Below are 11,344 nucleotides of genomic sequence, written 5' to 3' on the forward strand. Positions count from 1 at the left end.
CGCGCTGATTCCCCGCCTCAGTGCGGATACCAGGCCAACGCCGCCCGGAACTGACCGGTGGCCTGCCATTCGTGCAGGTGCCAGCGCGCGGCCTCGCCCAGTTCCGGGTCGCACCAGCGCAGGTGCAGGGCACCATCGGCCCCCGGCGCCAGCTGCAGGCGGTGCAGGCCGAACGAGATACCCTGGCCGTGCGCCTTCAGCATCGCTTCCTTGGCGCACCACACGCGGAAGAACCAGTGTTCGCGGTCGGCCTGGTCCAGGCTTTCCAGCCACGCCACCTCCTCCGGGTGGAAGAAGCGCTGCACGATCTCCAGCAGGCGGGCGCGCGGCCGCAGCAGTTCCAGGTCCACGCCCAGCCGCACGCCTTCGCCCAGCGCCACCAGCAGCACCTCGCCGCTGTGGCTCCAGCCGGTGCCGTAGTGGGCCAATGCGCCGCTCAGCTCCGGCCGGCCCTTGTCATCGCGGACCAGCGGCAGCGTCTCCGGATCGGCCCCGAGGGCCTGCGCCAGCACCTGCCGTGCCTGCGGTTCGCCGCGCTGGCCGGGCACGTGCGGGCGCCGCCAGACCGTCACCGGACCGAAGCGCCACGGGCCATCGAGGGTGGCTGGCAGGCTCATCCGCACGCGCCCGTCACACGATTGCACGACGGGTTCACGGCCGTGCGCGTCAACTGGTCACCGTTCCCCACCGGAGGTTCGATCATGGGCATCATCATCTGGCTGATCGTCGGCGGCATCGTAGGCTGGCTGGCCAGCATCATCATGAAGCGCGATGCCCAGCAGGGCATCATCCTCAACATCGTGGTCGGCATCGTCGGCGCGCTGATTTCCGGCTGGCTGTTCGGCGGCGGCATCAACGAAGCGATCACCATTCGAACCTTCCTGTTCTCGCTGATCGGTGCAGTGATCCTGCTGGCGATCGTCAATCTGTTCACCCGCAAGAGCATACGCTGACACGGCGGTAGCGCCGGCCGCTGGCCGGCGGGCCTTTCAGAACGGGCCCGGCGATGCCGGGCCCCGTTCGTTCAACCGATCTGCACCCACGCCGGCGCATGGTCGCTCGGGCGTTCCCAGGTGCGCGGCTCGCGGTCGATGCCCGAAGCCACCGCACCGCTCTTCAGCGCATCGGAGACCAGGGTCAGGTCGATGCGCAGGCCCAGGTTGCGACGGAAGCCGGCGGCGCGGTAATCCCACCAGCTGAAGGTGCCCGCCTCGTCGTTGTGCAGGCGGAAGCCATCGTGCAGGCCCAGCTGCAGCAGCTTGTTCAATGCGCCGCGCTCGGCGGTGGAGGTCAGGATGTGGTTGTCGTTCCACACCTCCGGGTCGTGCACGTCGCGTGCGTCCGGGGCAATGTTGAAGTCCCCCATCACGATCAGCTTCGGGTGGCGCTGCAGTTCTTCGGCGATCCAGGCATGCACCGCCTCAAGCCAGCGCAACTTGTACTCGTACTTGTCGGTACCGATGTCCTGCCCGTTGACCACGTACAGGTTGATTACCCGCAGGTCGCCGAAGGTACCGGCGATGACGCGCTTCTGCTCGTCCTCGAAGCCGGGAATGCCGATCTGCACGTCCTGTGCAGGCTCACGCGACAGCAGCGCTACGCCGTTGTAGGTCTTCTGGCCGGCGAACACGCTGCGGTAGCCGGCAGCGATCAGCGCAGAGTCGGGGAACTTGTGGTCCTCCAGCTTGGTTTCCTGGATACCGACGATGTCCGGGCCGAACGCCTTGAGCCACTGTTCCAGGTGCGGCAGGCGGACATTGAGCGAATTGACGTTCCACGAGGCGATTTTCATGCGGGCATTCTACCCGGGTGGGCTTTGGTAGACGCCAACCTGGGTTGGCGCATGGCCGCCCCCGTGCCAACCAAGGTTTGCACCCACCGGTAGTGCCGGCCGCTGGCCGGCAACCCCATGAACCGTCGGCAGGACCCCGCAGTTGGCGGCCAGCGGCCGGCACTACCGCAGCAGCAGCTTCAACAAACCCGCAATCTTCGAATACGGCGGCCGCAGCCGGTCGCTGGCCGCCCAGCGCGACTGCCACAGCACCGGCAGCCGCTTGCTCATCGCATCGAACCCGGCCCGCCCGTGGTACGCGCCCATGCCGCTGGCCCCTACCCCGCCAAACGGCAGGCCATCGGCGGCGAAGTGCAGCAGCGTGTCATTTACCGTCACGCCACCGGCCACCACCTGGCCGAGGATGCGCTCCACCGTGGCCGTGTCATGGCTGAAGGGATACAGCGCCAGCGGCCGTTCGCGGGACAGCACGTCCGCCAGCGCCGCCTCCAGGTCCGGGTAGGCCCGCACGGGCAGGATCGGCCCGAAGATTTCCTCGCGCATCAGGTCCAGATCGTCGGGCGGGTCCAGCACCACGGTCGGCACCAGCAGGCGCTCGCGGTCGGCGCGCGCCTCATCCACCTGCGCCAACGGAATCACCGGCACGCCACGTTCGCGCGCCTGCACCAGATAGCCCTGCAGGCGCTGGTACTGGCCCTCGTTGATGATGCGCGTGTAGTCGTCGGCATTGCTGAAGTCGCCATAGCGTTCGCGCACCTGCTGCTGCAGCGCCTGTACGAACTCGCGCTGGCGGACCGTATCGATCAGCACATAATCCGGCGCGATGCAGGTCTGGCCCGCGTTGAACCACTTGCCGGTGGCCAGCCGCGCGGCGGCTTTGCCCAGCGGAAAATCGCGGCAGACGATGGCCGGCGACTTGCCGCCCAGTTCCAGCGTGACCGGCACCAGATGCTCGGCGGCGGCGGCCATCACCTTGCGGCCAACGGCCGTCGAGCCGGTGAACAGCAGATGGTCCAGCGGCAGCGAGGACACCGCCGCGGCCACATCTGCCCCGCCCTGCACCACCGCCACCCGATCGGGCGGGAACACGCTGGCCAGCAGATCGGCCAGGAACGCACTGGTGCGCGGCGTGTGTTCCGAAGGCTTCAGCAGTACGTGGTTGCCGGCAGCGATGGCGGTGACCAGCGGCACCAGCGCCAGCGTGACCGGGTAGTTCCACGGTGAGATCACCCCGACCACACCCAGTGGCGTCGGCCGCAGCTGCGCGCGCGCTGGCCACAACTTCCATCCCGCCGATGCCCGCTGCGGCTTCGACCAGCGCCGCAGGTGGCGGCGCAGGTGGTCGATGGCCGACAGCACGCTCATGCCATCGGCCAGCTTCGATTCAACGTGGGCGCGATGCCCGAAGTCCTCGGCGATGGCCTGCGCCATTTCGTCCAGGCGTGGCTTCAGCCCCTCGCGCAGGCGGCGCAGGTCGGCCTCACGCTGGTCGAGCGTGGGGCGCTGCGACTGCCAGGCGCTGCGCAGGGTGTGCAGGATGGCGGGAAGGTCGGCGGGGGCGGTGGTCGTCATGGGCCGACTATACGGGGTGCTGCGCAACGCCATGGTAGTGCCGGCCGCTGGCCGGCAATGGGTTCATGTCTTCGGAGATTCATGGGTTTGCCGGCCAGCGGCCGGCACTACCGGAATGCGAACCCAGTGGGCACGGTCGACAAACAGAAAGGCCGCGGTCTGCACCACGGCCCCTGAAACCCGGTGGGTGCCGACCGTTGGTCGGCACGCCGGTTATTTGGTGATATCCACGTTCTTGGTTTCGCGCAGGAACAGGCCGCCGATCACCACCGACATCAGTGCGATCGCAATCGGGTACCACAGGCCGTAGTACAGGTTGCCGGTACCGGCCACCAGCGCGAACGAGATCGCCGGCAGGAAGCCACCGAACCAGCCGTTGCCGATGTGGTACGGCAGCGACATCGAGGTGTAGCGGATGCGGGTCGGGAACAGTTCGACCAGATAGGCGGCGATCGGGCCGTAGACCATGGTCACGTACAGCACCAGCAGCCACAGCATGAAGATGGTGCCGGCGATGTTGATGCGTGCGCCATCGGCCTTGGCCGGGTAGCCGGCAGAGGTCAGGGCGGTCTTCAGTTCCGCGCCGAACGCATCGGCCTTGGCCTTGCCTTCTTCCTTGGTCAGGCCGGCGGCCTCATACGAGGTGACGCTGGCACTGCCCACGTTCACCATCGCCAGCGAACCGGCGGCGGCGGGCTGCACGTCGTACGGCACACCGGCCTTGGTCAACGCGGCGGTCGCCACGTCGCAGGAGCTGGTGAACTTGCGCAGGCCCACCGGATCGAACTGGAACGAGCAGGTGGCCGGGTCGGCGACGACCAGTGCCGGGGAGCTGCTGCGCGCTTCTTCGATGGCCGGGTTGGCGAAGTGGGTCAGGCCCTTGAAGATCGGGATGTAGGTGATGGCCGCCAGCAGGCAGCCGGCCAGGATGATCTTCTTGCGGCCGATGCGGTCGGACAGCCAGCCGAAGAAGATGAAGAACGGCGTGCCCAGTGCCAGCGCTGCGGCGATCAGCAGGTAGGAGGTGGTGGCATCGACCTTCAGCATGCTGCTGAGGAAGAACAGCGCGTAGAACTGTCCGCCGTACCAGACCACGGCCTGGCCAGCCGCTGCACCGAGCAGGACCAGCAACATCAGCTTCAGGTTGCCGCCCTTCAGGCTGTCGCGGAACGGGGTCTTGGAGCCCTTGCCTTCAGCCTTCATCTGCTGGAACAGCGGCGATTCGCTCAGCTGCAGCCGGATCCATACCGAAATGCCCAGCAGCAGGATCGACACCAGGAACGGGATGCGCCAGCCCCAGGCCTCGAAGGCCTCGTTGCCCAGCGTCATGCGGCAGGCCAGGATGATCAGCAGCGACAGGAACAGGCCGAGCGTGGCGGTGCACTGGATGAAGCTGGTGTACAGGCCGCGCTTGTCGTCCGGCGCGTGCTCGGCCACGTAGGTGGCGGCACCGCCGTACTCGCCGCCCATCGCCAGGCCCTGGGCCAGGCGCAGGATGATCAGGATCACCGGTGCGGCGAAACCGATCGAGGCGTAGTTGGGCAGCACGCCGACCAGGAAGGTCGAGATGCCCATGATCAGGATGGTGACCAGGAAGGTGTACTTGCGGCCGATGCGGTCGCCGAGGCTGCCGAAGAAGGCCGCGCCGAACGGACGCACGAAGAAGCCGGCGGCGAACGCCAGCAGGGCGAAGATCATGCCCGTGGTTTCATTGACGCCACTGAAGAACTGCTTGGCGATGATGGCCGCGAGCGAGCCGTACAGGAAGAAGTCATACCACTCGAACACCGTGCCGAGGCTCGATGCGAAGATGACCTTCTTGTGGCCCTTGGTCAGGGTGCCCGCTTTATGTGCGGTGCTGGGTGTACTGGACATGGGACGCTTCCCCTCCGAAGCAATCGTTGTTGGTGGGTGCCGACCGTTGGTCGGCACTCAATTCGGTAGATGCCGACCTTGGCCGGCACCCCATCTCGGTAGGTGCCGGCCGCTGGCCGGCACGCTCTTAGAAGCTGTACTTCGTAGTGAACTGCAACCGGGTGATGTCACCCTTGTTGCCGTTCTCCACTTCGCGACGGCCGTACATCAGCTCCGCACCGATATCGACCTTGGGCAGCGGCGAATAGAAGATGTTGCCGCGGATGCTCTGCACGCTCTTGGTCACCAGCGGGCCGAGGATGCTGTCGTTGTCGTAGTCGCTGCGCGCGTAGATCAGGTTGGTGCGCAGCTTCGGCGAGAACGCATGCCGCCAGCCCACGTAGCCGGCCAGCACGCCGGTCGGGTTGAGCTCATCGCGGGCCACGTCGTAGGCGCTGTCGGCGGTGATGCCCAGGCCGATGTAGCGAGCGATGCCTTCGCCGCCGGTCAGCTGGTAATGCAGCGAATCGCTGTCACCCATCACCCACTTGCCGCCCAGGGTCAGGCCGCCAGCCACCTTGTCGGCCTTCGCGCCGGTGGCCTGGTTGTCGACCTTCAGCTGACGGACGATGCCGCCGACACCGAAGGTGCCCCAGTCGCCCTTCCAGCCATAGCGCAGGGTCAGATCGGGCAGGCTGCCACGGTCGGAGTTGGCGCTGGCGTTGGTCCAGGCGCCGGTGACCGGGTTGCGGGTACCGGTGAGGGTGGTGGTTTCCGGGTTTTCCAGCGCGACGCTGAAGCCGCCCTGGGTGTAGCGCACCTGGGCCTGGCGCACGAAGATCACGCCGTCGGTGGGGCCGACGAAGTCGACCGCTTCCGGCAGTGCGGCCGCGTCCATGAAGTTGGACCAAGTCTGGCCGGCCAGCCAGTTGTTCCAGTACATGTAGGCGTGGCGCAGGGTCACGCCGTAGGTATTGGTGGCGGTCTGGTTGCCCAGTGAGTTGCCGAAGAAGTCCATCTCGAAGAACGCACCGGCCTTGTTGCCCGATTCGCTGACGTTGTCGATGCCCAGGTTGAAGCGCGAGAACTTGGCATGGGCGTTGAAATCGGTGCCTGAGCGCTTGCCGCTGCCGCCGGCGCCTTCCACCGGGGTCTGGCCCGGCAGGTACAGCGAACGGCCGGTGGCGTCGTCGGCCAGCTGGCCATCGCTGGTCTGGGTGGCCAGGAAGTCGGCCTTGATGAAGCCGCCGATCTTGACCGTGGTGCCCGGTGCCGCGCCCGGGGTGATGGTGGTGACCTGGATCGGCTGCTTGCCGGCCGGCACCTGTGCAACCGGCTTCTGCTCGGCCTGCACCGTGCGCACTTCGGTCACCGCCTGCTGGGTCTGGCTGATCTGGGTCTGTTGTTGTTGCTGCGAAGACAGCAGCAGCTGGACCTGGCGTTCCAGTTCGGCAACGCGTGCTTCCAGTGCCTTCTCTTTGGCGGTCTCTGCGAACGCCATGCCCGGTGCGACCAGGGCGACCAGCAGGCAGGCCGCCAAAGGTGTGCGCACGGCTTTCAACGTACGGTGGCTCATGTTGCCCTCTCTCCCAAGTGGCAAGGTGATGCCGCGCGTGGGGCACGGTCGAGCCGAGACTGCGGGGCGATTATGTATAGCGGCTATTCGCCATTGGTCGAACCCGGCCCTGCAAGGCGCTCACTTTCGACCATGGTCTAACCAGGGTGGTGACGCGGCCGGGGGTGGATGGGGCAAACTGAGGGGGATCGGTCGTTGCGATGCTGCGACCGCACATACAAAGTCAACGTGCAAGTGAGGGTGCCATGGCTGATATCTACCCCGTCGATCCGCAGTTCGCCGCCAAGGCACGCATCGACAAGAAGACCTATGAACAGCAGTACCAGGCGTCGGTGACCGACCCGGATGGATTCTGGGGCAAGGCCGCCGAGCGCCTGCAATGGATGCGCAAGCCGACGAAGATCAAGAACGTCAGCTACGACCTGTCCGACTTCCACATCAAGTGGTTCGAGGACGGCGAGCTCAATGCCAGCGTGAACTGCCTGGATCGCCAGCTCGAGACGCGCGGCGACAAGACCGCCCTGCTGTTCGAGCCGGACGGCCCTGATGCACCGGCCCAGCACGTGACCTATCGCGAACTGTATGAGCGCACCTGCCGCCTCGGCAATGCGCTGCGCAACCTTGGGGTCAAGAAAGGCGACCGCGTCACCATCTACCTGCCGATGATCGTCGACGCCGCAGTAGCCATGCTGGCCTGCGCGCGCATCGGTGCAATCCACTCGGTGGTGTTCGGTGGCTTCGCGCCGAACTCGATCGCCGACCGCGTCAGCGACTGCCAGAGCAAGCTGATCATCACCGCCGACGAAGGCTTGCGCGGTGGCCGCAGGATTCCGCTGAAGGCCAACGTCGATGCCGCGCTGAAGCTGCCGGGCACGAACACGGTTGAAACCGTGCTGGTGGTGCGCCACACCGGCGGCGCGGTGGACATGCAGGCCCCGCGCGACCGCTGGTTCCACGATGTGGTGGACAGCCAGCCGTCCACCTGCGAACCGGAACGCATGAACGCGGAAGACCCGCTGTTCATCCTCTACACCTCCGGCTCCACCGGCAAGCCGAAGGGCGTGCTGCACACCACCGGCGGCTATCTGCTGTACGCGGCCTACACCCATGAAGCGGTGTTCGACCTGCGCGAGGACGACATCTACTGGTGCACCGCCGACGTCGGCTGGGTCACCGGCCACAGCTACATCGTGTACGGGCCACTGGCCAACGGTGCGACCTCGCTGATGTTCGAAGGCGTGCCGAACTATCCGAACACCTCGCGCTTCTGGAACGTCATCGACAAGCACAAGGTGAGCATCTTCTACACCGCCCCGACCGCCATCCGTGCGCTGATGCGCGAAGGCGAGGAGCCGGTGAAGAAGACCTCGCGCGCGTCGCTGCGCCTGCTCGGCAGCGTCGGCGAGCCGATCAATCCGGAAGCCTGGCGCTGGTACTACGAAGTGGTCGGCGACAGCCGCTGCCCGATCGTCGATACCTGGTGGCAGACCGAAACCGGCGGCATCCTGATCTCGCCGCTGGCCGGCGCGATGGACCTCAAGCCGGGGTCGGCCACCCTGCCCTTCTTCGGCGTGCAGCCGGCGCTGGTCAATGCCGATGGCGAGATCCAGGACGGCCCGACCGAGGGCAACCTGATCATCCGTGACTCCTGGCCGGGCCAGATGCGCACGGTGTACGGCGACCACCAGCGCTTCATCGATACCTACTTCCGCACCTACCCGGGCAGCTACTTCACCGGTGACGGTTGCCGCCGCGACGAAGACGGCTATTACTGGATCACCGGCCGCGTCGACGACGTGATCAATGTGTCCGGCCATCGCATCGGCACCGCCGAAGTGGAAAGCGCGCTGGTCTCGCATCCGAAGGTGGCCGAAGCGGCGGTCGTGGGCTTCCCGCACGACGTCAAGGGCCAGGGCATCTACGCCTACGTCACCCTGGTGGCCGAAGAGGCCCCGAGCGATGAACTGCACAAGGAGCTGATCGCCTGGGTGCGCAAGGAGATCGGGCCGATCGCCACACCGGACCACCTGCAGTGGGCACCGGGCCTGCCGAAGACCCGCTCGGGCAAGATCATGCGCCGCATCCTGCGCAAGATTGCCGAAAACGCGCCGGACCAGCTCGGCGACACCTCGACCCTGGCCGATCCGTCGGTGGTGGCGTCGCTGGTGGACGAGCGCAAGGTGCGCTGATGCAGAACCCGGGGTCGGATCCCTTTCCACCAGGAAAGGGCTCTGACCCCATCTGGTTTCCCCCACGGTTCCCCCCGACCATGACCACCCTCCTGATTGCCGATGACCACCCGCTGTTCCGCGAAGCCCTGCGTGGAGCCGTGCAGCGGGTCATCCCCGGCGTGCAGCTGTTCGAGGCCGACAGCGTGGAAGCGCTGTACGCGCTGGCCGACCAGCACAACGACGCCGACCTGGTCCTGATGGATCTCAACATGCCCGGTGCGCAGGGCTTCAACGCACTGGTGCACATGCGCTCACTGCACCCCCAGCTGCCAGTGGTGGTGGTGTCCGCGCGCGAAGAAGCCACGGTGATGCGCCGCGCGCTCGACCACGGTGCGCTGGGCTTCATCCCGAAGTCTGCGGATTCGGACACCATCGGCCATGCGCTGGGCACCATCCTCGATGGCGAGACCTGGGCACCGCCGGAAGCGCACAACGTGCCGCCCACCGGCAGCGAAGAACGCGAAGTCGGCCAGCGCCTGCGCGAGCTGACCCCGCAGCAGTTCCGTGTCCTGCAGATGCTCGGCGCTGGCCGCTTGAACAAGCAGATCGCCTACGACCTCAACGTCTCCGAAGCGACGATCAAGGCCCACGTCACCGCCATCCTGCGCAAGCTCGGCGTGACCAACCGCACCCAGGCCGTGCTGATGGCCGGCAAGCTGGCCATCGACGACGACGCCATCGTGCTGCCGCCCGAGGAAGACTGACGGTAGTGCCGGCCGCTGGCCGGCATTCGCCTGGAACGTCTGAAACCGCCCTGGTAGGTGCCAAGCTTGCTTGGCTAGGTGTATCCGCGGCAACCGCCGGCGCATGAATCATGGCCAATGCCCGGCAATTGGTTCCAAGCGTATGGCGGTGCGACCGATGTGTTTCGCATCTCTCTGCTATCCAAGACGACGCATTTGGCTCTATGGCTGCCACTACTGCAATTGCATACTGCCGCTGCATGGCGACTTGGGCTCGAAAATGAACACTCTGCTCGACACACCCAGAGATGCGTCGCAGCTTCGACCGGAAGAACGGGACGCCATCCGCATGCTGGTTGCCTTCGTCCGCGAAGGCTGTCCGGATGGCCCCAGCCCACCAGGCTTCCCCAATGATCGCGAGGAGGATTTTCGGCGTGCGGCGCTCGAGTACTTCTCCGATCCGCCCGATCCTGCCAATCACTTCCGGATTGATGTTCCCAGCGATGAGTACATCCGCACCCAAGCGCGAATATACAAGCGCCCATCGGGTGCCCAGGTGGAACTGGACCTGTTCGCCGATGGCGAGATGTGTGATCTGACCGCCACCTTCGACCTTGATCGTGAAAGCGTGGTGTTCGGCGGCCCCACGCTGTACAGCATCCATGTGATGTAGCCGGTCGCGTCCGCATTCCTGCCGGCCAGCGGCCGGCACTACCAGGCACCGCTGCGCTTACGATATAGCCATCGCTATACAAACCAGCCCTGCCTGCGCGTTTGCCTGTAAATGCGCCACGCGCGGATCGCAATGCTAAGCTTCGCGTCCCCTTGGGGAGTAGCCGGATTCCTTCGCAGGAATCGTCCACGTCAACATACTCGGCCAGTGCGCCGTGGCGTGGACAACCATGATGGTTGGCGAGACCAGCGGCCCGCGCGCGCAACGTCAGGTTGGGCGCGAGCGCGAGCCGTGCGTCCGTCCTTGCCCGACCTCAGCCGCTGTCCATGTCCCCCATTTCGATCCTCCTGATCGGCTTTGCCATGTCCACCGATGCCTTTGCCGCCGCAATCGGCAAGGGTGCGGCCATGCGCAAGCCGGTGTTTCGCGATGCACTGCGTGCCGGCATCATCTTCGGCGTCATCGAGGCGATCACGCCGATCATCGGCTGGCTGCTCGGCCACGCCGCGCTGCAGTACGTCGAAGCCTTCGACCACTGGATCGCGTTCGGCCTGCTCGGTGCGCTGGGCATCCACATGATCTACAACGGCCTGCGCCCGGACAGCGCCGTGGATGACGAGGATCCCTCGCAGCACCACGGCTTCTGGAAGCTGGCGCTGACCGGCTTCGCCACCAGCATCGACGCGATGGCGGTGGGTATCGGCCTGGCCTTCATGGACGTGCATATCGGCGTGATGGCCGCGGTCATCGGCCTGTGCACACTGACCATGGTGACCGCCGGCATCATGCTCGGCCGCGTGCTGGGCAGCATGGTCGGCAAGCGTGCGGAGATCATCGGTGGCGTGATCTTGGTGATCATCGGCGCGACCATCCTGTACGAACACCTGCACGGCTTGGGGTAACGCATCGGAAGCGAGCGATTGCGTGGTTGCCGGCCAGCGGCCGGCACTACCTGGCGTCGCA

General features: G+C 66.1%; 10 protein-coding genes and 1 riboswitch. Of the genes, 5 read left to right on the plus strand and 5 right to left on the minus strand.

What is annotated here, in order from left to right; all coding sequences use genetic code 11:
- Window positions 1-17 precede the first annotated feature (17 nt).
- Complete coding sequence (locus tag AC5P7S_RS14640; protein WP_005420390.1) at window positions 18-617, minus strand: 4'-phosphopantetheinyl transferase family protein; 600 nt, start codon at window positions 615-617, stop codon at window positions 18-20.
- A gap of 84 nt (window positions 618-701) precedes the next feature.
- Between AC5P7S_RS14640 and AC5P7S_RS14645 the strand changes: the two genes are divergently transcribed.
- Entirely contained in the window at window positions 702-953 is a 252-nt protein-coding gene (locus AC5P7S_RS14645) for a GlsB/YeaQ/YmgE family stress response membrane protein (protein ID WP_005411656.1), read from the plus strand.
- Between the two features lie 71 nt (window positions 954-1,024).
- On the opposite strand, the gene xth is transcribed toward AC5P7S_RS14645, so the two are convergent.
- The 4 genes from xth to AC5P7S_RS14665 all read right to left on the minus strand — a co-directional run bounded on the left by xth (window position 1,025) and on the right by AC5P7S_RS14665 (window position 6,794).
- Window positions 1,025-1,792, minus strand: a complete 768-nt coding sequence (gene xth / locus AC5P7S_RS14650; protein ID WP_005420392.1) for an exodeoxyribonuclease III — start codon at window positions 1,790-1,792, stop codon at window positions 1,025-1,027.
- Window positions 1,793-1,954: 162 nt separating this feature from the next.
- Window positions 1,955-3,364 (minus strand): coniferyl aldehyde dehydrogenase, encoded by a 1,410-nt coding sequence (locus tag AC5P7S_RS14655; protein WP_095378540.1) that lies wholly within the window; start codon window positions 3,362-3,364, stop codon window positions 1,955-1,957.
- Window positions 3,365-3,577: 213 nt separating this feature from the next.
- Entirely contained in the window at window positions 3,578-5,239 is a 1,662-nt protein-coding gene (locus tag AC5P7S_RS14660; RefSeq protein WP_005420402.1) for an MFS transporter, read from the minus strand.
- 127 nt (window positions 5,240-5,366) lie between these two features.
- Window positions 5,367-6,794 (minus strand): DcaP family trimeric outer membrane transporter, encoded by a 1,428-nt coding sequence (locus AC5P7S_RS14665; RefSeq protein WP_053498792.1) that lies wholly within the window; start codon window positions 6,792-6,794, stop codon window positions 5,367-5,369.
- Window positions 6,795-7,039: 245 nt separating this feature from the next.
- Here AC5P7S_RS14665 and acs point away from each other — a divergent pair, with 245 nt between their 5' ends.
- The 4 genes from acs (at window position 7,040) to AC5P7S_RS14685 (ending at window position 11,283) form a co-directional block, all read left to right on the plus strand.
- Entirely contained in the window at window positions 7,040-8,983 is a 1,944-nt protein-coding gene (acs, locus tag AC5P7S_RS14670) for an acetate--CoA ligase (protein WP_065185927.1), read from the plus strand.
- Window positions 8,984-9,063: 80 nt separating this feature from the next.
- Complete coding sequence (locus tag AC5P7S_RS14675) at window positions 9,064-9,729, plus strand: response regulator transcription factor (protein ID WP_005420420.1); 666 nt, start codon at window positions 9,064-9,066, stop codon at window positions 9,727-9,729.
- Window positions 9,730-9,988: 259 nt separating this feature from the next.
- Window positions 9,989-10,381: a hypothetical protein gene (locus tag AC5P7S_RS14680; protein ID WP_141239386.1), complete on the plus strand. Its 393-nt coding sequence runs from the start codon at window positions 9,989-9,991 to the stop codon at window positions 10,379-10,381.
- A gap of 148 nt (window positions 10,382-10,529) precedes the next feature.
- A riboswitch (yybP-ykoY riboswitch) is annotated at window positions 10,530-10,619 on the plus strand.
- Between the two features lie 88 nt (window positions 10,620-10,707).
- The gene (locus tag AC5P7S_RS14685; RefSeq protein WP_095378535.1) at window positions 10,708-11,283 is read left to right on the plus strand and encodes a manganese efflux pump MntP; all 576 of its coding nucleotides are present in this window, start codon (window positions 10,708-10,710) and stop codon (window positions 11,281-11,283) included.
- The last annotated feature ends 61 nt before the right edge of the window (window positions 11,284-11,344 follow it).

It is taken from the genome of Stenotrophomonas sp. YJH_SMC_32 (genome assembly GCF_059369975.1).

Bases quoted from the DNA above. Each gene is read 5' to 3' on its own strand.
- AC5P7S_RS14640 (WP_005420390.1), bottom strand. From the start codon at position 617: ATGAGCCTGCCAGCCACCCTCGATGGCCCGTGGCGCTTCGGTCCGGTG.
- xth (WP_005420392.1), bottom strand. From the start codon at position 1,792: ATGAAAATCGCCTCGTGGAACGTCAATTCGCTCAATGTCCGCCTGCCG.
- AC5P7S_RS14665 (WP_053498792.1), bottom strand. From the start codon at position 6,794: ATGAGCCACCGTACGTTGAAAGCCGTGCGCACACCTTTGGCGGCCTGC.
- AC5P7S_RS14680 (WP_141239386.1), top strand. From the start codon at position 9,989: ATGAACACTCTGCTCGACACACCCAGAGATGCGTCGCAGCTTCGACCG.
- AC5P7S_RS14685 (WP_095378535.1), top strand. From the start codon at position 10,708: ATGTCCCCCATTTCGATCCTCCTGATCGGCTTTGCCATGTCCACCGAT.
- AC5P7S_RS14660 (WP_005420402.1), bottom strand. From the start codon at position 5,239: ATGTCCAGTACACCCAGCACCGCACATAAAGCGGGCACCCTGACCAAG.
- AC5P7S_RS14655 (WP_095378540.1), bottom strand. From the start codon at position 3,364: ATGACGACCACCGCCCCCGCCGACCTTCCCGCCATCCTGCACACCCTG.
- AC5P7S_RS14675 (WP_005420420.1), top strand. From the start codon at position 9,064: ATGACCACCCTCCTGATTGCCGATGACCACCCGCTGTTCCGCGAAGCC.
- AC5P7S_RS14645 (WP_005411656.1), top strand. From the start codon at position 702: ATGGGCATCATCATCTGGCTGATCGTCGGCGGCATCGTAGGCTGGCTG.
- acs (WP_065185927.1), top strand. From the start codon at position 7,040: ATGGCTGATATCTACCCCGTCGATCCGCAGTTCGCCGCCAAGGCACGC.